Raw genomic sequence first — 20437 nt, 5'->3', positions numbered from 1 at the left:
ATCATAATGGAGATAACAGAACTTATTAAGCATCCAGAACAGATGGATCGCGAAACGCTCTACGAGTTGCGTTCGCTGCTGGCTCTGTATCCCTATTTCCAGACGGCTCGTCTGCTCATGTTGCAGAATCTTTATCTGCTCCACGATCCCACATTTGATGAGGAGCTGCGCCGCGCTTCGGCTTATATCACCGATAGGCGCGTGCTGTTTCAGATGATAGAGGGGCGCCACTATGAGTATCGTCCTGTGGCAAAACCCGCTGCTACCAAGCCCGCGGCGCCAGCAGAACCTGCTGCCGACCGCACCATCTCGCTTATCGACAACTTCCTTGACAGCATACCAGAGGAGTCGAAGGTGGATGTGACCAAACCCAAACGCAAGCCTACACCAGCCGATGCAGCTGTGGATTATGTGGCTTATCTGATGGATATCGAAGAGCCCGATGGCGGACAGGAGATGCCAGGCGAGATGCCAAAGATGTTTGGTCAGGACTTGATAGATACATTCATAAATGATGACAAAGGTAAGTTCCAGCTCAGTGAGACGCCTGAGTATCGTCCTGAGCCCCAACCAGAGCCTGCAGAGGGCGAAAATGGGGTTGAAAGTGAATACTTTACTGAGACATTGGCACGAATTTACATCAAACAAGGAAGATATTCGAAAGCTTTGGAAATAATTCAGCGATTAAGCTTGCAAATTCCGAAAAAAAATGCTTACTTTGCAGATCAAATACGTTTCTTAGAGAAATTAATAGTAAATAGTAACAAAAAAAATAAATAAAAAAATGTACACATTATTTGTAATTCTTATTGTGATTGCAGCCGTGCTGATGATTGGCATTGTGCTCATTCAGGAGTCAAAGGGAGGCGGTCTGGCTTCTCAGTTCTCAGGTTATAACCAGATTGGTGGTGTTCGTAAGACTACCGACTTCATCGAGAAGGCTACATGGTGCCTGGCTTGCTTTATGGTTGTAGTTAGCGTATGCTGCGCTTATGTTGCTCCTCAGGCTGGTGGCGAAAACTCAGTAATGGAGAACTATCAGGCTCCTGCTACCAATCCTAACAACCTGCCTGGTTTCGGTGCTAGTCAGCAGAAAGAGGCTGCTGCTCCTGCTGCTGCCCCTGCTACAGAGGCTCCTGCTGCTGAGACTCCTGCAGAGAAGAAGTAATCGATACTTCAAACTTATATCACAAACAAAAAGAAAAGAGCTTGCTGATGCAAGCTCTTTTTCTGTGGGTGCTGATGGATTCGAACCACCGAAGTCGAAAGACAGCAGATTTACAGTCTGCCCCATTTGGCCACTCTGGAAAACACCCATTGCCTAAATGCGGGTGCAAAAGTACGACTTTTTTTTGAGTTGTGCAAATTTTAGGGGCGAAAAATTCGATTTAATACTCTATTTTATCTGTTTTTTCTGTCCAGAGACGGAAAGTGTGCAGCGCTTCGTCACGCAGAAGTGGCAAAATAGGCACAGTTCGCTTCTCCATCGGCAGGTCTAACTCTTCGTAAATAAAGTCGTCGGCAAAGTCGATATCGCGGGCATCTTTACGGGTGTTGCCATAGAAAATCTTGCCGATGCGGGCCCAGTAGATGGCGCCTAAGCACATGGGGCAGGGCTCGCACGAGGTATAGATGGTGCAGCCAGAGAGGTCGAAGGTGCCCAGTTTCTGGCAGGCCTTGCGGATGGTGTTCACCTCGGCATGTGCTGTAGGATCATTATCTATTGTTACACTGTTGCTGCTGCCAGCAATGATCTCGCCATCTTTCACAATGACGGCTCCAAAAGGACCACCGCCTTGCGCAACACTCTGGTTGGCAAGGCGGATGGCTTCTCTCATAAATTCTTTATCTTTTTCCGTAATCATAGGCTTTTATTTGTTTTCTGCATCGATGGCCTTGATCTTCTCTCGGATCAGCTGCATGTCGTCTTTCAGTTTCTGTACCTTGCGGTTCATCTCGTCAATCAGACTGTTGCCTTTCTTCGAGCTGGCATTCAGGAATCCGAGGTTGTTCTCGTAGGTCTGAATCTCCGACTTCAGGTTCTCGTACTGTCGGAACAGGCGTGTGCGCTCATTGTCGAGGGCGTTCTCGCCACGCTCAGCCACGTTCTTCAGATTCTGCTTGAAGTTGTTCAGCTTGCGCTTAGCCACACTGATGTTCAGGTCCTTATAGAGCTTGTCGAGCACGGCGTGGAACTCCTTGTAGAGCTTATCCTTTTCTTTATAAGGTACGTGTCCTACGGCATTATACTCTTCTACCAGCTTCTGTACCTTTTCAGCTACATCCTCGCTAGTTTCGCTGGCTAGTGCTTTCAGCTGCTCTATGATACCTTGCTTCTTCTCCAGATTGTCGCGCTCCTCATTGCGTGCACCTGCACCTGCGGCATTGCGCGCCTCAAAGAAGGTGTTGCAGGCTGTCAGGAACTCCTCCCACAGCTGGTCGCCCACTTTCTTAGGAACCATGCCAATGGTCTTCCACTCCTTCTGCAGAGCAATCAACTTATCTGTGGTAGATTTCCATTCGGTAGAATTCTGCAGATCCTTGGCTTTTGCTATCAGCGCACGCTTCTTGTCGGCATTCTCCTTGAAGGTCTCTTTCAAGCCCTTGAAGTAGGCTGCCTTGCGACCAAAGAAGTCGTCGCATGCTGCACGGAAGCGCTCAAATATCTTCACGTTCATCTTCTGAGGTGCAAAACCGATGGTCTTCCACTCAGCCTGTACGTCGATAATCTGCTTGGTGTGCTTCTCCCAGTCGCCGCTACCTTTGTTCTCCTCAGCAGCAATAGCCTCTACCTTTTCGCAGAGTGCGGTCTTGCGAGCCAGATTGTCTTCCTCCTTGGCGCGTACACCCTCGAAATGCTGCTGGTGGCGCTTGTTGATAATGCTTGATGCGGCCTTGAAACGCACCCAGATATCCTCGCGCTGCTCCTTGGCAACAGGACCAATCTCACGATACTCCTGATGCAACTTCTGCAACTGGTGGAAAGCGCTGATCACGTCTTCCTCATCGGCCAGCTTTTCTGCTGCCTCGCAAAGAGCGGTCTTCAGCTCCAGGTTCTTCTTGAAATCATATTCGCGAGCCTCGCTGTTCAGTCGCAGCATGTCGTAGAACTGCTCTACATACAGCTGGTAGTTGCGCCACAGCTCGTTGGCCTTGTCGGCTGGTACGTTCTTTATTTCTCGCCACTCTTCCTGCAGGGCTTTAAACTCCTTGTAGTTCTTGTTAGCCTCGTCAGGTGTGGTTATCATGGCCTTGATACGGTCGATGATAGCCAGCTTCTTGGTCAGGTTCTCCTGCTTCTCAGCTTCCTGCTCCTTGAAGATCTTGGCGCGTTTTTCCTTGATGATGCCCATTTCGGCTTTGAAGGCCTCTTCCTGCTCGTCGGGTGTGTACTGGTACTGCTCTGGGTCGCCACCGGCATCGAGATAAGCCTTGAGCTTGGCCTCGCGCTCGGCGATGTGCAGCTTGTAGAACGAAGCTTTCAGATACTCTACTTCGTCTTTTTGTGGTGTCTCGTCACCATGGGCAATGTCCTGCACACGGCGAAGAACATCGGCTTTGTTTTCGTAAACTACGCGTGTCTGCTCCTCGGCCTGTTCAGCTATTGGCTCCGAGTTTTCGTTTGTTTCAACTTGAGAGGTTACCTCTTCGTTAACTACTTCTTCATTCTTACCCAATTCGAGGGTCTTCTCTTGAGAGTCCATCATTTAACGTTTTTAATTATTACTAAATGATGCTTAGCATCATCAACATTTGGGGTCAAAATTAAGCATTATTATTTAAATATCCTAATTTTTTGGCATTTTTTTTCACTTTTGAGGCTTAAACCAGTCGTTTGTGGCGGAAAATGCCCCAAGCGATGGCCGAAACAGCTACAGAAATGATGACAGCCAGGATGAATCCCCATGGCTTCTCTTCCATGCCGTTTATCAGGTTCATACCAAACATCGACGTGACGAGCGTAGGTATCATCATCAGGATGGTTACTGTGGTGAGCGTACGCATCACGGTGTTCATGTTGTTATTAATAATACTCTGATAAGTGTCCATGGTCGACTCCAGAATGTTAGAGTAAATCATGGTAGTTTCTCGTGCCTGTGTCATCTCGATGGTCACGTCCTCAATCAGGTCGGCATCCAGCTCATCAATCTGCAGTTTGAACTTTAGTTTCGACAGCAGCGTCTCGTTGCCACGGATAGAGGTCTGGAAGTAGGTGAGCGAATCCTGCAGGCGGCTCAGACCAATCAGGCTCTCATTGTTCACTTCTTTATCCAGGTTGCGCTTGGCTTTGTCAACCAGCATCGAGATCTGTTTCAGGCGCTTCAGATACCATACGGCGCTGGATAGGAACAGGCGGAAAATCATGTCAACATGGTCGGTAAAGCCTTCGCCACGTTTCTGCTGGAAACTCACGAAGTCTATCATCATGTTGGTTTCGTAAAAACAAACGGTAATGGTTACGTCGCGTTTGTGTATGATACCAAGAGGCACGGTGGTGTAGGGCGTGCGGCTACGTATTTCCTTGACATAGGGAATACGAAGGATGATGAGCATCCATCCGTCGTCGTACTCATAACGAGCGCGCTCATCGGTATCGCTGATGTCCGACATGAAATAGTCGGGAATGTTGAATTTCTCTTCAAGTTCGCGCTGGTCTTCTTCGGTGGGGCATGTCACCTGTATCCAGCAATTGGGCTGCCAGTCATTAATCTGGGTCAGTCCGCCTTGGGTGTTCCAGAATGTCTTCATTGTGCTAATCCTCACATTTAATTGACAATCGATAATTGACAATCGATAATTGTTCTAGCGGCAAAGGGATTAGCAGCTTTGCTCGCCATCCCCCGCCATTACGAATTGTAATTGTCCGCCGGGTAATCGTCCATATTTTTGTTATTTAATGAATAATATCGTGTGCAAAGATAAAAAAGAAAAATTGAAAAAACAAATTTTTAAGGCACGAAATACACGAATTACACGATTTTTTTTCGACATAATAGTAATTCGTGTTAATTCGTGCAATTCGTGCCCAAACAATCACTTCTCAGGTATTACCTCAAGTGTACGTTTCAGCAGTGTCCAGAAGGGCTCTACGGTAGCAATGAGGGCGCGCTCGGTGGTGGTGTGAGGCGACTTCATGGTTGGGCCGAAGCTTACCACATCCAGATGGGGATACTTGCCCAGGATGATAGAGCACTCCAGTCCGGCGTGGTCCACCTGGATAATGCCGTCCTGTCCGAACAGCGCTTTATACTCGCGGCAGAGCAGGTTCAGAATCTCGCTCTCGGGGTTAGGGTCCCAACCACCGTAGCTGCCTGCTGTCTCCACCTTCATGCCAGCCATGCTGAAGCAGCTTTCCAGTGTCTTTACCACGTAGTCCTTCATGTCCTCTCGACTTGAGCGAGCCAGAATCTTCAGCGAAGCTTTGCCGTCGGCAATGTTGATGATGGCCAGGTTGCTCGATGTCTCTACCACGTTAGGATAGCTGGGGATCATGCGGATCACACCATCGTGACAGCCGTAGATGGCATTGATCAGGTTGTCCTGAATCTCTACAGGCACCTCCATTTTTGGTGTCTCCACTTCCTCGCAGATCACCTCGATGCCACTCTCGATGCCTTTGTATTCATCCTGGAAGTCGTCCTGCCAGTCGGCAGCCAACTCCTTCAGTGCAGCCACGTTCTCCTTAGGCAGTGTGAGCACAGCCTCGGCCTTGAATGGGATGGCGTTGCGCATGTTGCCACCCTGCCAGCAGGCCAGTCGGGCGTCGCATTCCTCGATAGCTTCGCGCACCAAGCGAACCAACAGTTTGTTGGCGTTACCACGACCCTCGTGAATCTCAAGTCCTGAGTGTCCGCCACGCAGTCCTTTTACAGTCACCTTCACGGCTGCATCGTCGGCTTCGGTCTCCACCTCTTTATAGTCAAGAGTGGCAGTTACGTCGATACCACCAGCACTACCAATCACAAACTTACCCCAGCATTCTGAGTCGAGGTTCAGCAGAATGTCGCCATTCAGCTCGCCTGCAGGCAGGGCATTGGCACCAAACATACCAGTCTCTTCGTCGGCTGTAATCAGGGCCTCGATAGGACCGTGCTTCAGTGTTTTATCCTCCATCACGGCCATGATGGCTGCTACGCCCAGTCCGTTGTCGGCACCTAAAGTGGTGCCCTTGGCCTTTACCCATTCGCCGTCTATCCAAGGCTCGATGGGGTCGGTCTCAAAGTTATGAGTGCTCTCAGGTGTCTTCTGTGGAACCATATCCATGTGGGCCTGCAGGATAACACCTTTTTTGTGCTCCATGCCTGGCGAGGCTGGTTTGCGCATCACAATATTGTCTGCGGGGTCCTTAAAGACCTCTACACCTGCCTGCTTGGCAAAGTCGAGCAGGAACTGTTGTACTTTCTCCAAATGTCCTGAAGGACGTGGAACCTGTGTCAATGCATAGAAATTCTTCCAAATGCACACTGGGTTCAGATTCTTAATTTCACTCATAGTTTTTTTTGTTTATTTGGGTTAAAACGTTTCGAGAACATCAGCGCAGCCCAGGCATAGATGCCCAGGAAAATCACCAGCATGGTCTGTACGGTATGCACGATGAGCACGAACCACAAGGCATGCTCATCAGCTACGCCATAGAGTATCAGCATGGTCTTGATGGCAAAATGCCAGGGGCCGGCACCATTAGGTGTGGGCACGATGACGGCAAAGTTGGCTACAACAAATGATACCAGCGCACAGCCCAGACCTAAATGCTCTGTAAAGTCGAAGCAGAAGAAGGTGAGGTAGTAATGCAGAAAATACATCACCCAAATGCCTATCGAGAAAAAGAGGTAGAGAGGTAGGTTTCGCACATCCTTGAGCGAGAGCACACCTTCCCAGATGCCGCTTAGCGTCATCTTTACCTTATTATATATAGAGAAATTCTTCAGCAGTAGATGGAGAAGTATCAGTACGGCCACAGCACAGATGGCTGTTACCACCCAACCCATCACAGAAAAACTACCTAAGATTCTGTCGAGCGATGTGCCTGTCTTGCGGAAGAAGGTGCCAAAGACGCTCATCTCCAGCAGTAGGATGATGCCTGAATAGAGCATCACTATCAGCGTATCTACAGCACGCTCAGTCACCACGGTGCCCAGAGCCTTCGAGAATGATATACCGTCGTAGCGCTTTAAAATGGCGCATCGCGAAAACTCACCGATACGAGGAATAACCAGACTGGCCGCATAACTGATGAATATCGCATAGGTGCAGATGCTTGTTCTTATTTCCGTACCCTCGTACTCCGGTTTGTCGTCCCCCCGAACCATCGGCTCCAGCGTCTGCTTCCAGCGCCAGCCACGAAACATCTGTGCCAATATGCCAAAGGGAAAGGATAGCAACATCCACGTCCAGTTCATCTCGTCGGTCAGCACGTGGCTGATGGTAGAGAAATCCTCACCACGATACATCCACCACAAAATAGCGCCACCCAGTACAAAGGGCAGCACCACTTTAGCTATGCTACTGATGATGTTTTTTATTTCCATGCCGACAAAGGTACGAATAATAATTGATACGTGTCAACGAAAGCCCTCTTTTTTGATGTTTTTCTACTATTTTCTTTGCTGTGTGCGCAAACAGTCGTACCTTTGCAGCGGTTTTAGGATAACAAATAAATAAAAAGATTAGAGAAAGGAATTTATTATGGTAACATTAGAGACAAGTTTTTTATTGATGACCATGGCTGCTTTTGCATTGGCAGTATCACTTGTAGTAACCGTTGCTGTTAATGTAGACAACAATAAGTAATTAAACAAAAATTGAAAAATGGGGTCGCAGATTTTCTAATCTGCGATTTTTTTTGTAAATTTGCACCCATGAAACAAGTTCGACCCAAGAAAAATCTCGGTCAGCACTTTCTGACCGACCTGAATATCGCCAAGCGTATTGCCGATACCGTAGATGCCTGTCCCGACATTCCTGTACTGGAGGTTGGTCCTGGCATGGGTGTGATGACTCAATATCTCGTAGAGAAGCCCCGTCCCTTCAAGGTCGTCGAAATCGACCGCGAGAGTGTAGCCTATCTTCAGGAGAATTTTCCACGTCTCAATGATAATATCATTGGTGGCGATTTTCTACGTATGGACCTTCGTGAGGTGTTTGATGGTCAGCAGTTTGTGCTCACCGGCAACTATCCTTATGATATCTCATCGCAGATTTTCTTCAAGATGCTCGACAATAAGGATCTGATTCCCTGTTGTACCGGTATGATTCAGCACGAGGTGGCAGTTCGCATGGCCTCACAGCCCGGCAACAAACAGTATGGCATCTTGTCGGTACTTATTCAGGCTTGGTATAATGTGGAGTATCTCTTCACCGTCGAGCCAGGCGTGTTCAATCCGCCTCCCAAGGTACAGAGTGCTGTTATCCGCATGACGCGTAACGAAGTGACTGATCTGGGTTGCGACGAACAGTTGTTCCGTCGCGTGGTAAAAACCACTTTCAACCAGCGTCGCAAGATGCTGCGTGTTTCTCTTCGTCAGATTTTCGATGCCAATCATCCTGCCCCCGCAGGTTTCTTCGACGACGAGATGATGACCCGCCGCCCCGAACAGCTCTCCATCCCCCAGTTCATCGAACTCACCAACAAAGTCGCATCAGCATTATAACCCCCAAAATACCGTGAGTTAATTCAAAACGTCTAATGAGTTAATTCATTGCCCCTTTTGAATTAATTCACCGCACTTCGAGGCCTCTCGATTACGATGAAAAATCAAATTGATTTTGGAGCAAAAGTAACTTGATTTTGAGTAATAATCAACTTGTTTTTCGATGAAAACCAATAAGGAAAATATCCCTATCCCTTACACCCCTCTTACTATAGCCCCACCTCTCTTTAGAGAGAGGGTGGGGACTATATAGAGAGGGGGTTAAGAAGGGATGAGGATATTGTCCATAAAGGCCCGATGCCGAGGTTGATTCGATAGCACGAATTAAAGTTTTCTTGATAAAATCAAAATTTGTCATATCTTTTGGGTGTTAATTTTGTGATTAATCGTTATTGTTTATATCAACCTTGCAAAGGTACGAAAAAGTAATGAACTAACAAAATATCTGTCCCCATGGGGACACAAATCATCTATTTATCGCTTCGTTTGTCGAAGAAAACTCGATTTGGTGCCCCGGCAGGCGGCCTGTCTGGGACCGCGGACGGAGGAGATGCGACGCCCCAAGGACGACCAGGTGTTGGCGATACTCTACGACATGACTAAAACCGCCAGTATGATGGAGTTTTTAGGACTGACAAGGGCAGAGCAACTGAAGGCGCTGGCGGACTTGAGAAAGAAAGGGGCATCGATACGACAACTTGAGAAACTAACGGGGATAGGCAGGGGCGTGATACAGAACCTGTAAGAGGATGTTAAAAAATCGGGAGTTTGCTTGGTGTTTTGATGAATTCTTGCTATCTTTGCACGGATTATTAAAAAATTCATTAATGAACTACCAATATGATTAGGAAACTTGTATTATTATGTGTGTGTGGTGCATTCACAGTTGCGAGTGCACAGAAAACACCCGTGTGGAGAGACGCCAGTGTGAACCAACAAAACCGCGAAGCGCGTAGGGCACACTTCTTTGGCTTTGAGAACGAAGATAAAGCCAAGGGCGACAAGCAGCTGTCAGACCGCTACCTCTCGATGGAAGGTAAGTGGAAGTTTAATTTCGTAAAAGATCATCAGAATGCTCCTAAGGGATTTTATGGCGTGAAGTTCGACGACTCTAAATGGGTGGACTTCCCCGTTCCAGGACTGTTTGAGATTGAGGGCTATGGCGACAAGACCTATAAGAACATGGGTTATGCCTGGTGCACCACATTCAAGAATAATCCTCCTTACATCGGCGAAACCAACAACTACACAGGTTCATATCGCCGCACCTTCGACCTGCCCAAGAACTGGAAGGGACAGGAGGTCTATTTCCACGTAGGTTCAGCCACCAGCAACCTTACACTGTGGGTGAACGGTAAGTACGTGGGCTACTCGGAGGATTCGAAAGTGGCTGCCGAGTTTAACATCACCAAATATCTGAAGCCTGGCAAGAACCTCATCGCTATGCAGGTGATGCGCTGGTGCGACGGTAGCTATCTGGAGGACCAGGATTTCTGGCGCTTTACAGGTATTGCCCGCGAGGTGTATCTCTATGCTACTCCAAAGGTGCACGTGAAGGATATCACCATCGGCCAGGACTATCAGGAGGGCAATGGCGTGCTTAACGTAGATGTGAAACTGGCTGGTAAGGCCACTGTTGAGGCTAAGCTCTTCGACGCTGCCGGCAACCAGGTGGCTGAGGGTCTGCAGGCTACTGTGAAGAACGCCAAGGCATGGACTGCTGAGACACCTAACCTTTATACATTGTTTCTATATGTAAAGCAGGGTAACAAGACGCTCGAGGTTATCAAGAAGAAGATTGGTTTCCGTCATATCGAGATTAAGGGCGGACAGTTGCTGGTGAACGGCAAGGCTATCTTGATTAAGGGTGCCGACCGCCATGAGCTGGATCCTGACGGAGGCTATATCGTTAGTGTAGAGCGCATGATTCAGGATATTAAGATCATGAAGCAGCTCAATATCAACGCTGTGCGCACTTGTCACTATCCTGACGATCCTCGTTGGTACGACCTATGTGATGAATATGGTATCTACCTCACTGCCGAGAGCAATCTGGAGAGTCATGGTATGGGGTATGGCAAAGAGACGCTGGCCATACGTCCTGACTTTGAACTAGCTCATATTGAGCGCCAGCAGGGCAACATGATTACTTATAAGAACCATCCCAGCATTATTGTGTGGAGCTTGGGTAACGAGGCTGGCTACGGTGCCAACTTTGAGAAGGCTTACGCTTGGGTGAAGGCATACGATAAGACGCGTCCATGCCAGTATGAGCGTGCAGGCATCGAGGGTGCTACAGATATCTACTGCCCCATGTATGCCGACTATAACTGGAGCGAGAAATACTCGAAGGGTGAAGTGACTGGCGGTAAGGTTGAGAAGCCACTGATTCAGTGTGAGTATGCTCATGCCATGGGTAACTCGATGGGTGGATTCAAAGAGTACTGGGACCTGATTCGCAAGGAGCCTCACTACCAGGGTGGTTATATCTGGGACTTCGTGGACCAGGGTATGCGCGATAAGAGTAAGATTACTGGTAAGGAGATATTTACTTACGGTGGCGACTATGGCCGCTATCCTGCCAGCGACTACAACTTTAACTGCAATGGTATCATCGCACCCGACCGCCGACTGAATCCTCATGCCTATGAGGTGCGCTACTACTATCAGAACGCCTGGATTGCTGATAAGGGATTGAAAGAAGGACGCTTTGAGGTTTACAACGAGAACTTCTTTAAGACACTCGACGACCTGGAGCTGGAGTGGTTTGTTGGTGGTGCAGGCGCACATCATCACAATGGTAACCGTCCTGAGGGTATGACCTTCGGACACGGTGGTAAGATTGATGTGAGCGGTATTGCTCCACAGCAGCGTAAGGTGATTACTGATGAGACACTGAAAAAGACCATCGAGCGTGTGCTGGGTCACCATGGCGATCAAGAGATTTTCGTGATCTTCCAGTTCAAGACCAAGGAGGCTGAGCCACTGGTAGAGAAGGGACAGGTGATGGCGCGTCAGCAGTTTGTACTGAGCAACTATCAGTTCCCAGAACTGAAAGCCGAGAAAGCCAGCGTTACAACTGAGGAGGCTGAGAGCTATGTAAAGATGGAGGCTGCCGGCACTACGCTGACCGTTGGAAAGTGGACTGGCTGGATTGACTATCTGGATGTGGATGGCAAGCCTATGCTCGTGGATCGCGAGAGCATCGTGCCCGAGTTCTGGCGCGCACCTACGGATAACGACTATGGTGCTGGACTGCAGAACCGATTTGGTGTATGGAAGAATCCTGAGATGAAACTGAAGGACTGCAAGGTGGAGGGTAACACCGTGATTTCTACCTTCGACATGCCTGAGGTGAAGGCTACACTCACCATGACTTACACACTGACTGCCGAGGGTGAGGTGATTGTTCGCCAGCAGCTCAGTGCCGACAAGGAGGCTAAGGTGGCTCCTATGTTCCGCTATGGTGTACAGCTGCAGATGCCTAAGGAGTACGACGCTGTGTGCTACTACGGTCGTGGTCCTGTAGAGAACTATATCGACCGCAACTCGAGCGAGTTCCTGGGTGTATATGAGAATAAGGCTGAGGCTGAATATTTCCCATACGTTCGTCCACAGGAGTCGGGCAACCACACGGATGTGCGCTGGTTCCGCGTAGTGAATGCTGAGGGCAACGGACTGGAGTTCTACGGCAATGCACCTATCGAAGCTAGTGCGCTGAAGTTCCTGACAGAGGATCTGGACGACGGTCCTGTTAAGGATAAGAAGATCGGACGCCACTCTGGCGACTTGATTGAGCGCCCTCTGACTCAGGTGCACATCCAGCAGCGTCAGATGGGCCTGGGATGCGTGAACTCATGGGGCGCATGGCCTCGTAAGGAGTATATGATGGAGTATCAGGATTACGACTTTACATTCGCTATCCGACCCGTGAAAAAATAAAATGAGCGCTTTTTAAGCGTTTTTGGAACAAAGTGTAACCGTCTGTGCCTTGATTTCGGTCAAAAAGTAGGGCGCAGACGGTTATTTTATGAATTTTTAGCCAAAAACGCTTGGTGAGTATCTTATAAATTGTTACCTTTGCAGCGTGAAAAAATGACGGATTGATATGAAGATGAGAGAAAAAATTACTATTTTGATGATGGCTCTGATGATGGGGCCCGTCGTTAGCTATGCAGAGGAAGCTCAAGTCACCAATGAGTGTGACACCACTTATATCAAACTCGATGAGAACCGTGTGCCTATAACCCATGTAAACCTGACATACGATGAGCTCGTAGAGAAAGTTGGTGAGCTGGAGACTATTCTGGAGACTGATGAGTTTCAGCTCTATGCTGCTGGTGATTACACCTATAAGGTAGTAGGTGGAATCGTTACTTCTATGGCTATTCAGATTGCTGATGACAACAACGATAAGGTGGTTTACAATCAGATCCTGAATACTCTGGCTAAGAGCAACTCAGTGAAGGATACGCATAACACTGGCGGTAACAACTATCAGTATGCTAACTTCCAGATCCAGTTTGATGATTTCGAAGGTTACGAGAAGCTTACCTTCTCAGTGCTTGAATAATGAAAGAAAATACCCTAAACGGTATAGTCTGAAGAGAGAGAGAAGAGGGCGGAATCCACAAAGGTTCCGCTTTTCTGTTGCACCAAACATCAGGTGCCAAAGGCGGATGAGCCACAGAATGGCTGGGATATGAATGCCTTGAACCAGAGTGAGTAAGCGCGAATAGCCTCTGAGGTCATCACGGAACTGATAGAGGGTGCGCAGGTTTTGTTCGGTCTTGGCAATGTAATCTGGATTCTGCTCAAACTCGGTCATTACCACAGGGTTGTCGATATGTAGCACGGCTATGTGGTGTTGTTTGAGATGTTTGCCAAACAGCACGTCTTCATAACCACTCTTGGTGAATCGTTCGTCGAAAGGGCACTGGGCAAAAGCTTCGCGGCGAATCATAAAATTGGTGGAACGAAACTCCTGATATTTATTGTGCTGCCTGTTGGCTGCCGTATGAGCCGCTTCGGCTGCCTTTTCGTAGCGATAGCGCAGATTACTCTTCATCTCTGGCATATCGGCTACAGCTATACCACCATTCACAACCCCTGCATGCTGCTCCATATATGTATAATAGGTATATAGGAATTGGGGATTGAGAATGGTAACATCGCAATCGATAAACAACAACCACGGGTATTGACTCACGGAAGCCAGATAGTTGCGATTGGCTGCACTACCAATGTTGGTGGATCGCGCTATAAAACGCGACAGAGGCACACTGTTGATGGCCTGATTGGCTGCCACAGTGTCGCTGCGAGGCGAGGCATCGTCAGACACAATAATCTCGTAGTCAACGTTAAGTGCCTCAGCCTGTTGCGACAGAACCTGAACCAGCTTAACGCAAACCGTATTATAGGTTGGAATTAATATCGATAGTGATTGTTTGCTCATTTCAGTGTGCAAAATTAAGCATTTTCGGTCAGCTATATATGCTTTTCTACCCAAAAATAGTTAAAAAAACGATAATTATCAATTATCAATTTTCAATTGTCAATTATTAATCGTACCTTTGCACCCGCTTTTACGAGATAAGAGCATGAAATTCAAATTATTAACAACAAATTAAAGATTTAAAAAAATGGCAACAAAAATCAGATTGCAGCGCGGCGGTCGTAAAGGCTATGCTTTCTACAGCATCGTAATCGCTGACGTTCGTGCACCACGTGATGGTAAATTTACTGAGAAGATTGGTACTTACAACCCTAACACCAATCCTGCCACAGTAGACTTGAATTTCGAGCGTGCACTGTATTGGGTAGAGACTGGTGCTCAGCCCACTGACACAGTACGTAACATCCTGAGCCGTGAGGGCGTTTACCTGATGAAGCACCTGCGTGGTGGCGTAAAGAAGGGCGCTTTCGACGAGGCTACATGCCAGAAGAAGTTTGATGCTTGGAAGGCTGACAAGCAGAACGGTCTGAACAAGATTGCTGAGGCTGAGGCTAAGGCAAAGAAGGAGGCTGCTGCTGAGGCACTCAAGGCTGAGAAGGCTGTTAACGAGGCCATCGCTAAGAAGGTAGCTGACAAGAAGGCTGCAGAGGCTGCTGCTAAGGCAGAGGCTGAGGCTGCTGCCGCTGCTGAGGCTGCTGCTGAGACTCCTGCTGAGGAGGCTCCTGCTGAGGCATAAGCTTGATAATAGCAGAAGACAAAAAATGAGCTCCACAGAAATGTGGAGCTTTTTTATTTTGTCCAGAAATCAAGGTATTGGCGGGCTACTTTCAGATAATCGTGGTGCTTACGCACGTATTCCACGCTTTGGCGTTTCAGTTCGGGAATGCGATCGGGGTTAAGTACCAATTGTTCAAGCTCGTGAAAAACACTATCGTAAGTAGGGGCTACGTTGATGATAGGACGTAGTTCGTTTTCGTGGATAATCCCGTAGTTCTCGGGCTCACCACCACCAATGCAGATAATGCCCTTCGACATGGCCAATAAGGGGTTCATGGATGGGGTGTAAGCATAGAGCTGGTCGAGTATGGCATCGCTGCCTTCCATCAGTTTCTGGTATTGTGCAAATGGAACCGATTCTACCTTTACCAACTGCATCTTATCGGGATGTTTCGTTGCGACATCGATAGCTGCCTGGAGCATGATGTCGGTGCCCTTATAGGCGGAGCGCTGGCGATTAATGCCGATAAAGATGATGGTTTTTGATGTATCACATCTGACCGTGCAACTCTCCGCAGGCATGCGGATAGGGAAGGGGATAAAGCATGTTTTATGGGCAAACTGGGGCTGGTAGCAGGCCCAATATTCGTAGAGACCGGCAATGATGCCGTCGCAATCTTGGGCTATCATCTTGTTGAGCCGCTCTTTGGTTGTGCCAAGCCAATCGTGCTGATAGTAAGTGGCCTCGGCATCGGTACGCACCTTGTCGCCGATATTGAAGTCACTATAGCGTAGCGGCTTTTCGTATGTACATGTGTGAACCCAATAATAATCCATACCAAAGGCACCAAGGAACAGACGCTTGTTGTGCTTGCGCAGATAGCGGTAGAACCAGAAGAGGCGTTCGGCCTTCAGTTCGAAGAACATCGGGTTGATGAGCTGCACCACATCGTAACCTTGCAATTGGGGGAGCAGGGCGTAGAGTTTTAGCATCAACTGAATGCCTCCGAGTTTGCCAGGTTTGCGTGCCACATCTATATCGCGTGGGTAATCCTTGAAGAAGTCGCCATTGGATATAACGGTGACCTGATGCCCCAACTGCCGCAGTGCTTCGGCCAGCGTGGCGTGAACATTGCTATATTCGCCAACCAGTAGTATCTTCATCGTTCTTTATTGATTAAAGGCAGGGTGTGCAATAGCAAAGTGCGCCCAATACTGGTGCTGGCGATCCTGCGGAACCAAGTGTATTTGGTGGTGTAGTCGTGATCGGGTAAGGGGAAGAGCCCGTATTGGTGCAGGGTATTGACAGTAGTGTTGAGTACCTTTGGTGAATGGTATAACATGATGACGTTATAGATATAATCCATCGTGAGTTGGGCCACACGGCGATTCATGGCAAGACGATCGTTGTAAGGCATGCGGTCGGCCAGCAACTGCAGATGACGTATTACTTGAAGATTATCGTTCAGACGCTTTTCCTTGCTGCTCTCGTCGTGTTGCTGGATGGCAGAATCCTTATGCTGGCGGTAGTAGTAAGCCTTGTAAGGTGTGAGATAAACCACCTCGGCCCTTAATATCAACTGGGGAGTGAATTCCTCGTCTTCGCCATAACAGATGCCAGGCGTAAACTCTAACTGACTTCGTACCGATTGCCGGAAAAGCTTACACCAGATGGAACCTTGAATGTTGTGGTTGCTAAGATAGGCGACTCCCGAAAGCTGCTTGACATCATCTTTGGAAACAGTGGCCATAGTGGGCGTGGTGCTGAAGTCGAACACGATGATTTCTGCGTCGGGATGGCTCCTGGCAATATCTAAACATTGCTCATAGGGCTCTTTTATCAGAACATCGTCGCCATCAACAATCTGGATAAACGCTCCTTTAGCCATATGCAGGGCTGTGTTACGGGCCACACTTACACCTTGATGATGCTGGCGGATATAGACGATATCGTCGCCATACTTCATCAGTGCATTCATAGGACTGACTTCTGAGCCGTCGTCGATGATGATGATCTCACGTTCGCTTTCAGACAACGATAATGCCAAGATGCTGTCGACACACTCGCACAACATCTGAGCTGGCAGATTGTAATAGGTAACAATGAAGGTTACCAACGGCTGGGCTGCCTGAACTGGTGTAGGAATTTGCTGATGATGCATATTATTTTTATTCCCAAAATATTGTTAGTTATCGCTTTTAGCTTTTGGGTACCTCTGAATGCTTGGTGATGGACGTTCCTGAAAGGTAGTTTGATGTCGCCTCCAAGTCGTTCCCATACGTCGATCTGGATATTCAGCAGGTATAGGTAGTAGCTGTCGTCTATTGGCATTCCGCTATTCAAGTGTGCATCCAATAGCATCTCCAATTGTTTGCCATTGGCATTTGCTGTAATGCTCTGCGGATTATAACAATAGTGATAGTATCCTTGGCTGCAGGTCCTGATTGTCTTTGCAGCTTCGAGCAGATGGGGGAGCGTGTAAACATCCTCGAATACCTTATCTTCAGGATATCTTATATTGCAGAAAAGCGATTTCTTATAGATTTTGTTACAAGCGTAGGTGTGACGATAGGCTTGACCTTGGAGCCAGTATTTCTGAGCATCTGTATAAATGCAGTCGGGGAGCGACAGGCGGTTGGCAATAGAGTATTCCAACAGGTCGGCATCCTCCATACACTGAAGTAAAGGGGCATAGGTGTTGGCTGCGATGTAATCATCAGAATCTACAAAGGTGATATAATCACCCTGGGCCTTATCCAACCCTGCATTACGTGCATTGCTCAAGCCTCCGTTCGGCTTGTGGATAACCCGGATATGTGCATCTTTCGCTGCCCAGTCGTCGCATATCTGCGGGCTGTTGTCGGGCGATCCGTCGTCAACGAGTATCACCTCAAAATCGTCGAGATTCTGGTTGAGCACGCTCTCAACACATCTGTGGAGCGTGGCTTCTGTGCGATAAACAGGGATGATGATACTCAGTTTCATGGGCACAAAGTTACAAATTTATTTGGATAATCGTAATAATTTGTTTACTTTTGCGCTTGATTTTGTGCAATTATGAATAAGGAGCGCGACGATAGCTATAGCCACATACTGAAGTACACAGGTATTTTTGGAGGTGTGCAGGGCCTAAATATATTGGTGGGTCTTGTGCGCAATAAGTTTGTCGCATTGCTGTTAGGACCTGGTGGCATGGGCTTGGTGTCGCTCTTCAATACCACCGTGCAGCTACTCTCACAAGCCACAAACTTGGGTATTGCTACAAGTGCTGTACGCCATATCTCAGAATACTATGATGCTGGAGATAAGAATGAAGCTGCCCACTATGTAAGAGTGGTGCGTGGCTGGTGCCTGCTCACGGCGCTGTTGGGTATGCTGGTATGTGTGGTGTTAGGACCATTCTTGAATAATGTCACTTTTTCATGGGGTAATCACACGTTGCACTTCGTGCTGCTGGCGCCTGCCATTGGCATGCTGGCCATCACAGGGGGCGAGACTGCCATATTGAAAGGTGCCCGTAAATTGGGTGCGCTGGCACTGGTGCAGATAACGGCAGCTTTGGCATCGCTAGCCATTGCCATACCTATCTATTATGTATTCAAGGAGGCAGGTATCGTGCCAGTCATCGTGCTGATGGCCTTCGTCACTATGTGTGCCACGCTGTGGTTCTCGCATCGCGTGTTTCCCTGGCAGTTGCGTGGTGCTAGGGGCATCTTAGGTGAGGGTATGGAGATGGTGCGGCTGGGTGTAGCTTTCACGTTGGCTGGTATTGTGGGCAGTGCAGCAGAGATGTTTATCAGATCGTATCTCAATGTAGTGGCCAGTCTGGATGTGCTTGGTCTTTATAATGCTGGTTATATGCTCACCATCACCTATGCCGGAATGGTGTTCTCTGCTATGGATAGTGATTATTATCCACGCCTCTCGGCTGTGAATCAGGATGTGGTTGCCACCAACCAAACTGTGAACCGCCAGATGGAGGTGTCGCTGCTCATTGTGGCGCCGATGCTCACAGCACTGATTGCCTTGTTGCCGCTGCTCATCCCACAACTCTTTACCCGCGAGTTCGTGCCTGTGGTACCAATGGCTCAGGTGGCTGTACTGGCCATGTTCTTCAAGGTGCTCACCATGCCTGTGGCCTATATCACTCTGGCCCGTGGACTGGCAATGACTTATCTGGCGCTAGAGACTATCTACTTCGTGGTATTTGTGCTGCTGGTGGTGGTAGGCTATCAGCAGTGGGGACTGCTTGGTACTGGTGTTTCCATCACCGTGGCCCATCTGTTCGACTATCTGTTGATAAACATCTATGCCTATAAAAAATACAGCTACCGGATGTCGGCAGCTGTATCTCGATATGCAATTGTAATGTTGTCGTTAGGATTGCTCGCCTATGCCTGCACCATCTGGCTTGATGGCATCGCTTATTGGGCGGTAGAATCGGCAGTTGTCGTGGCGAGTGCCTTGTATGCGCTTCAGAATCTGAAGTCGAGTTCTACGTCAACAAAGTTGTGATTCTTGTGAGCAGAACGCTCGTTTACCAAGCCATATTCTGCATTCAGCTGCAGATTCTTGGTGAAATAATAGTTCAAACCAACTTCGTACATGCTCTTTGATGTGGTCCACTCCTTCTGTGAACGGTAGGTCTGGTAACGAGCCTTAGCATGCAATTTGCCCTTTACTACAGGTACGATACCGAAGGCATACCAACCGTCGGCTTTGTCGCCCTTGCTGTAGTCAATCTCGCGGATGTTGTTGCCAGCCTTTGCAGCACCCCAACCCTGACTGTGGATATACTCAGCACGGAAGGTGTATTCATCCTTATCATACTCGGCTGAGAGGGCATAACGGTTCTTTTCGATGCTGATAGTCTGGCCAGTAGTTTTGTCGAGCATACCACCACGTGAGCCAGTCCATCCGAAGGCACCAATACGTACACCCTTGATAGGCATTACCCAAACACCACCAATGATATCCTTGCGGTTATCTACATCCTTGGCATTGATTCCTTCACCATTGTAAACACCAATCTGGTAGTGGAACAGGCGACGGCCGTTGGCATTGGGAAACAGGTCACCAGAGAACTGAATACCAACATCACGACCACCTGATGACTTCTCACCAGTACGATCGCCGAAAGCCGACAGGTTGTTGACTACCATGGCATAGGAATACCAGCCCTGAGTGATGGGGTTGGTGGGGTTCTCGAAGGTGAAAGCACGCTTGAACTGACCAGCACGGATCTTAAACTCAGGATACTTGCGCCATTCAGCATAAAGGTCGACCAACTGTACGGTGGGCTGACCAGGACCTGTGGCGTTAGTGCCCTGAATCTGAGCACGCCAGTCGAAATCACCAATCTTACCATCTAAGATAAAACGAGCCAGGCGCAGATTGAAAGTGTTTGTGTGAGCACCTTCTGTATCTTCGCCCTGATATTGCAGCATGCCGTAGCCGCTGAACTTGATGTTCTTAACCCAAGCAGGAACCTCGATAGTGGCCTTCTCCTGAGCTGCTTCTGTTGCTTCGACCTCTGTAAGTGTCTCTGCATTTGCAGTGCCAACCGATGCGATAAGCATTGCGAATAACCAAGTTAACTTCTTCATAATTTTT

General features: G+C 48.4%; 18 protein-coding genes and 1 tRNA gene. 8 read left to right on the top strand and 11 right to left on the bottom strand.

The genetic code is table 11. The features are described 5' to 3' along the window. Positions 1 to 6 precede the first annotated feature (6 nt). Together T360_RS0104465 and secG are read left to right on the top strand one after the other, a co-directional pair. A complete protein-coding gene (locus T360_RS0104465) occupies positions 7 to 780 on the top strand; it encodes a tetratricopeptide repeat protein (protein ID WP_028911714.1) in 774 nt (257 codons plus the stop codon). A 4-nt stretch (positions 781 to 784) separates the two neighbouring features. Then, on the top strand, positions 785 to 1168 hold the full coding sequence (gene secG / locus T360_RS0104460) for a preprotein translocase subunit SecG (protein ID WP_028911713.1): 384 nt from the start codon (positions 785 to 787) through the stop codon (positions 1166 to 1168). Positions 1169 to 1233: 65 nt separating this feature from the next. Here the strand turns inward: secG and T360_RS0104455 are convergent. From T360_RS0104455 to T360_RS0104430, 6 genes are all read right to left on the bottom strand, one after another. Beyond that, positions 1234 to 1316: transfer RNA gene (locus T360_RS0104455), tRNA-Tyr, on the bottom strand. A gap of 72 nt (positions 1317 to 1388) precedes the next feature. After that, positions 1389 to 1865, bottom strand: a complete 477-nt coding sequence (locus T360_RS0104450; protein WP_028911712.1) for a nucleoside deaminase — start codon at positions 1863 to 1865, stop codon at positions 1389 to 1391. 6 nt (positions 1866 to 1871) lie between these two features. Then, positions 1872 to 3704, bottom strand: coding sequence for a DUF349 domain-containing protein (locus T360_RS0104445; RefSeq protein ID WP_369793496.1), 1833 nt, complete (start codon positions 3702 to 3704; stop codon positions 1872 to 1874). A gap of 118 nt (positions 3705 to 3822) precedes the next feature. Further along, on the bottom strand, positions 3823 to 4749 hold the full coding sequence (locus T360_RS0104440) for a magnesium transporter CorA family protein (protein ID WP_028911710.1): 927 nt from the start codon (positions 4747 to 4749) through the stop codon (positions 3823 to 3825). A gap of 285 nt (positions 4750 to 5034) precedes the next feature. After that, positions 5035 to 6492 carry an aminoacyl-histidine dipeptidase gene (locus tag T360_RS0104435; protein ID WP_028911709.1) on the bottom strand — a complete coding sequence of 486 codons (1458 nt, stop codon included), beginning with the start codon at positions 6490 to 6492 and terminating at the stop codon, positions 5035 to 5037. Continuing rightward, positions 6489 to 7529: a lysylphosphatidylglycerol synthase transmembrane domain-containing protein gene (locus T360_RS0104430; RefSeq protein WP_028911708.1), complete on the bottom strand. Its 1041-nt coding sequence runs from the start codon at positions 7527 to 7529 to the stop codon at positions 6489 to 6491. The genes T360_RS0104435 and T360_RS0104430 overlap by 4 nt, the downstream gene beginning before the upstream one ends. A gap of 330 nt (positions 7530 to 7859) precedes the next feature. Here T360_RS0104430 and rsmA point away from each other — a divergent pair, with 330 nt between their 5' ends. The 4 genes from rsmA (at position 7860) to T360_RS0104410 (ending at position 13224) form a co-directional block, all read left to right on the top strand. Continuing rightward, positions 7860 to 8651: a 16S rRNA (adenine(1518)-N(6)/adenine(1519)-N(6))-dimethyltransferase RsmA gene (gene rsmA, locus T360_RS0104425; protein WP_028911707.1), complete on the top strand. Its 792-nt coding sequence runs from the start codon at positions 7860 to 7862 to the stop codon at positions 8649 to 8651. A 550-nt stretch (positions 8652 to 9201) separates the two neighbouring features. Beyond that, the gene (locus T360_RS0104420; protein ID WP_036928866.1) at positions 9202 to 9396 is read left to right on the top strand and encodes a hypothetical protein; all 195 of its coding nucleotides are present in this window, start codon (positions 9202 to 9204) and stop codon (positions 9394 to 9396) included. A gap of 98 nt (positions 9397 to 9494) precedes the next feature. Beyond that, positions 9495 to 12593, top strand: coding sequence for a glycoside hydrolase family 2 TIM barrel-domain containing protein (locus tag T360_RS0104415; RefSeq protein ID WP_028911705.1), 3099 nt, complete (start codon positions 9495 to 9497; stop codon positions 12591 to 12593). Positions 12594 to 12765: 172 nt separating this feature from the next. Further along, positions 12766 to 13224, top strand: a complete 459-nt coding sequence (locus T360_RS0104410) for a hypothetical protein (protein ID WP_155949382.1) — start codon at positions 12766 to 12768, stop codon at positions 13222 to 13224. Here the strand turns inward: T360_RS0104410 and T360_RS0104405 are convergent. Then, positions 13210 to 14106 carry a glycosyltransferase family 2 protein gene (locus tag T360_RS0104405; RefSeq protein WP_028911703.1) on the bottom strand — a complete coding sequence of 299 codons (897 nt, stop codon included), beginning with the start codon at positions 14104 to 14106 and terminating at the stop codon, positions 13210 to 13212. The genes T360_RS0104410 and T360_RS0104405 overlap by 15 nt on opposite strands. 187 nt (positions 14107 to 14293) lie before the next feature. Between T360_RS0104405 and T360_RS0104400 the strand changes: the two genes are divergently transcribed. Next, a complete protein-coding gene (locus tag T360_RS0104400) occupies positions 14294 to 14842 on the top strand; it encodes a 30S ribosomal protein S16 (protein WP_028911702.1) in 549 nt (182 codons plus the stop codon). A 53-nt stretch (positions 14843 to 14895) separates the two neighbouring features. On the opposite strand, the gene T360_RS0104395 is transcribed toward T360_RS0104400, so the two are convergent. The 3 genes from T360_RS0104395 to T360_RS0104385 are packed head-to-tail and all read right to left on the bottom strand — an operon-like array spanning position 14896 to position 17809. Beyond that, positions 14896 to 15987, bottom strand: a complete 1092-nt coding sequence (locus tag T360_RS0104395) for a glycosyl transferase (RefSeq protein ID WP_028911701.1) — start codon at positions 15985 to 15987, stop codon at positions 14896 to 14898. Continuing rightward, the gene (locus tag T360_RS0104390; RefSeq protein WP_051523363.1) at positions 15984 to 16985 is read right to left on the bottom strand and encodes a glycosyltransferase family 2 protein; all 1002 of its coding nucleotides are present in this window, start codon (positions 16983 to 16985) and stop codon (positions 15984 to 15986) included. The genes T360_RS0104395 and T360_RS0104390 overlap by 4 nt, the downstream gene beginning before the upstream one ends. Further along, positions 16934 to 17809, bottom strand: coding sequence for a glycosyltransferase family 2 protein (locus tag T360_RS0104385; protein ID WP_028907984.1), 876 nt, complete (start codon positions 17807 to 17809; stop codon positions 16934 to 16936). Before T360_RS0104385 ends, T360_RS0104390 begins: the two co-directional genes overlap by 52 nt. A gap of 72 nt (positions 17810 to 17881) precedes the next feature. Here T360_RS0104385 and T360_RS0104380 point away from each other — a divergent pair, with 72 nt between their 5' ends. Beyond that, positions 17882 to 19339, top strand: a complete 1458-nt coding sequence (locus tag T360_RS0104380; protein ID WP_028911699.1) for an oligosaccharide flippase family protein — start codon at positions 17882 to 17884, stop codon at positions 19337 to 19339. On the opposite strand, the gene T360_RS0104375 is transcribed toward T360_RS0104380, so the two are convergent. Then, positions 19300 to 20430 carry a porin gene (locus T360_RS0104375; RefSeq protein ID WP_028911698.1) on the bottom strand — a complete coding sequence of 377 codons (1131 nt, stop codon included), beginning with the start codon at positions 20428 to 20430 and terminating at the stop codon, positions 19300 to 19302. The genes T360_RS0104380 and T360_RS0104375 overlap by 40 nt on opposite strands. Between the last annotated feature and the right edge of the window lie 7 nt (positions 20431 to 20437).

This window comes from Prevotella sp. MA2016 (genome assembly GCF_000619825.1).
Classification (GTDB): Bacteria; Bacteroidota; Bacteroidia; order Bacteroidales; family Bacteroidaceae; genus Prevotella.
Note: the sequence above shows the minus strand (reverse complement) of the source record. Positions and strands in the feature narration are given on the sequence as shown.

What these genes read in the sequence shown, in the direction of transcription:
- T360_RS0104385 (WP_028907984.1), bottom strand. Translation starts at nt 17,809, where the DNA reads ATGAAACTGAGTATCATCATCCCTGTTTATCGCACAGAAGCCACGCTC.
- T360_RS0104420 (WP_036928866.1), top strand. Translation starts at nt 9,202, where the DNA reads ATGCGACGCCCCAAGGACGACCAGGTGTTGGCGATACTCTACGACATG.
- T360_RS0104380 (WP_028911699.1), top strand. Translation starts at nt 17,882, where the DNA reads ATGAATAAGGAGCGCGACGATAGCTATAGCCACATACTGAAGTACACA.
- T360_RS0104450 (WP_028911712.1), bottom strand. Translation starts at nt 1,865, where the DNA reads ATGATTACGGAAAAAGATAAAGAATTTATGAGAGAAGCCATCCGCCTT.
- T360_RS0104435 (WP_028911709.1), bottom strand. Translation starts at nt 6,492, where the DNA reads ATGAGTGAAATTAAGAATCTGAACCCAGTGTGCATTTGGAAGAATTTC.
- T360_RS0104465 (WP_028911714.1), top strand. Translation starts at nt 7, where the DNA reads ATGGAGATAACAGAACTTATTAAGCATCCAGAACAGATGGATCGCGAA.
- T360_RS0104395 (WP_028911701.1), bottom strand. Translation starts at nt 15,987, where the DNA reads ATGAAGATACTACTGGTTGGCGAATATAGCAATGTTCACGCCACGCTG.
- T360_RS0104430 (WP_028911708.1), bottom strand. Translation starts at nt 7,529, where the DNA reads ATGGAAATAAAAAACATCATCAGTAGCATAGCTAAAGTGGTGCTGCCC.
- T360_RS0104375 (WP_028911698.1), bottom strand. Translation starts at nt 20,430, where the DNA reads ATGAAGAAGTTAACTTGGTTATTCGCAATGCTTATCGCATCGGTTGGC.
- T360_RS0104405 (WP_028911703.1), bottom strand. Translation starts at nt 14,106, where the DNA reads ATGAGCAAACAATCACTATCGATATTAATTCCAACCTATAATACGGTT.
- secG (WP_028911713.1), top strand. Translation starts at nt 785, where the DNA reads ATGTACACATTATTTGTAATTCTTATTGTGATTGCAGCCGTGCTGATG.
- T360_RS0104445 (WP_369793496.1), bottom strand. Translation starts at nt 3,704, where the DNA reads ATGGACTCTCAAGAGAAGACCCTCGAATTGGGTAAGAATGAAGAAGTA.
- T360_RS0104440 (WP_028911710.1), bottom strand. Translation starts at nt 4,749, where the DNA reads ATGAAGACATTCTGGAACACCCAAGGCGGACTGACCCAGATTAATGAC.
- T360_RS0104410 (WP_155949382.1), top strand. Translation starts at nt 12,766, where the DNA reads ATGAGAGAAAAAATTACTATTTTGATGATGGCTCTGATGATGGGGCCC.
- T360_RS0104400 (WP_028911702.1), top strand. Translation starts at nt 14,294, where the DNA reads ATGGCAACAAAAATCAGATTGCAGCGCGGCGGTCGTAAAGGCTATGCT.
- T360_RS0104390 (WP_051523363.1), bottom strand. Translation starts at nt 16,985, where the DNA reads ATGCATCATCAGCAAATTCCTACACCAGTTCAGGCAGCCCAGCCGTTG.
- rsmA (WP_028911707.1), top strand. Translation starts at nt 7,860, where the DNA reads ATGAAACAAGTTCGACCCAAGAAAAATCTCGGTCAGCACTTTCTGACC.